Source organism: Candidatus Zixiibacteriota bacterium (genome assembly GCA_022865345.1).
Classification (GTDB): Bacteria; Zixibacteria; MSB-5A5; order MSB-5A5; family RBG-16-43-9; genus RBG-16-43-9.
Map to the genome: position 1 here is coordinate 1 of JALHSU010000070.1, position 1,935 is coordinate 1,935.

At 45.5% G+C, this 1,935-nt stretch carries 2 protein-coding genes; both read right to left on the bottom strand.

Annotation, left to right across the window (positions count from 1 at the left end; all coding sequences use genetic code 11):
* The coding region (locus MUP17_03020; protein MCJ7457947.1) for a nodulation protein NfeD at nucleotides 1-366 on the bottom strand (366 nt) is incomplete at its 3' end.
* Between the two features lie 176 nt (nucleotides 367-542).
* A partial coding sequence (locus MUP17_03025) for a SelB C-terminal domain-containing protein (protein ID MCJ7457948.1) occupies nucleotides 543-1,935 on the bottom strand: 1,393 nt, incomplete at its 5' end.

Genomic DNA, 1,935 nt, shown 5'->3' on the forward strand with positions numbered 1-1,935 from the left:
CGCCCCGATATTTGTTCCAGGAGCCATGGCTGCAACGTGAGCGGCTAAAGTTATAAAAACCCCGGCTGAGGCAGCCCTGGATCCGGATGGAGCCACATAGATTATCACTGGCACCTCAGAATTTAAAATATCCCTGGTTATCTGGCGCATCGATTCATCCAGACCACCGGGGGTATTCAGCTCTATTACCAGTGCTTCCGAGCCATCATCCACAGCCGATTTAATAGCGTTAGTGATGATCCTGGCAGTGATTGGACTAATCGCACCATCGATATTGACCAGATCCACTCTTTTACTGGCTGAGAAAAGCAGGCTGGCAAAAGAGAGCAGAATAATCAAGAGATATGCAACGGCTCTTTTTTTCATAAAAATCCCTCTGGAAAAAATAATGACTGAGCTAATAATATCTAAATCTCTGAAAAAAGCAACAAAAAAATATTTCTTGTGATCCTCAGTCATTGCGAGGAGTCCCGCCAACGGCGGGACGACGAAGCCCAGATGGGCTTCGTCCCCTACGAGGACTCGCAATGACAGCCTATCACCTACGACCTATCACCTTTTTCTTTTGAAAGCACCCTCTTATCCCCTTCTCTCCGGGTAACCCCTAACTCATCCAATTTTTCTAAGATCGGGACAGCATATTTGCGGGTGATATTCAGGTATTCTCTTATCTGGCTCACGGTCGAAGGCCCATTTGCTGAAATGAACTCTTTGATCTTTTGAGTAATTTCCTCAAAATCCTCTTTCCGATAGAGAATCCCCTCCTTCAACTCTACCAGCTTTCCCTGTTGGAGCAGGTAGATCAAGATCTTCTGGTAATCTGGATTTTCTTCCAGAAGCTCACCTTTGGTTGGCGGAGAGAATCTATTTTCCTCAAACTTTTTCAAGATTTTTTGAGCTAAAGGAGATTGTTTCTCCGCGAGTTGAGGGCGGTGTTCCGGCAGAGCCAGATAGTTTTCTTTCTGGATCAACTTGGCAGTTGTAAGAAGATGTTCTACCCCTTCAGAAATTAGCTTTTCCTTGAACTGAAGCTTTGCAGATAGGTCTGAAATCCGTAATCCATGTGTAAACGGCTTCTCCGTATGTTCTTTTTTTACTCTCTCCAGAATCTGATTCAGAAGTCTCTCCCATCTGGCTTTATCTATGGCCATATTCTTTTTGATCACCACTTCTTCTCTTCCCTCCAGTAGAACCAGGGCAGACTCGATCTCCTCTGAGCCGAAAATGGAGGCTTTAAAGAGTTCCTCTCTGGTCAGGAAATCGACCTTTTTAAGCTCAGTCAAAATCAGCTCTGATAAATCCAAATTCTCTCTCCGGCTCAGAAATTTGATCAGCTCTGCATCCTTCCTTTTGAGCTTTGAGGGGAAGACATCAAGCACCACCCCACCCCCCAGTGTCCTGGGAGGTGAAGGCAATCTTAAAATAAAATGATCGCCTACTCTGGCTAACAACTGCTCCTTCAACTTGAGTCGAGCAAATCCTGCCTGGCCAGGCTTAAGTAGGGGCTCAAAATTTTGAGCCCCTACATTTAACAGATTCAATCTTCCAGCAATCTCCGAAGTGCCCAGCATAAAAAGCAGGTCTGAGCCCTGTTTCAAACTAAAAGGAGCATCTGGAAGCACCGTGACTTTGACGTCCAGAAAATTCGTTAGGATTGCCGTCCCCGGATTGATTACTACGTCGCCCCTTTTTATTTTTTCTTTTTCAACCCCGATCAGGTTCATAGCCACTCTGGTCCCAGGACCCGCGGACTCGACTTGCTTTTTATAAGTCTGGAGATTTTTTATTCTGGTTTTTATCCCTTCAGGTGCGATCTCTACTTCCTGCCCGATTTTTAACGAGCCATCGATCAAAGTGCCGGTGACAACTGTTCCCATCCCGGACATGGTGAAAACCCTGTCAATATAGAGCCTCGGCTTACCTATATCCTTTCTC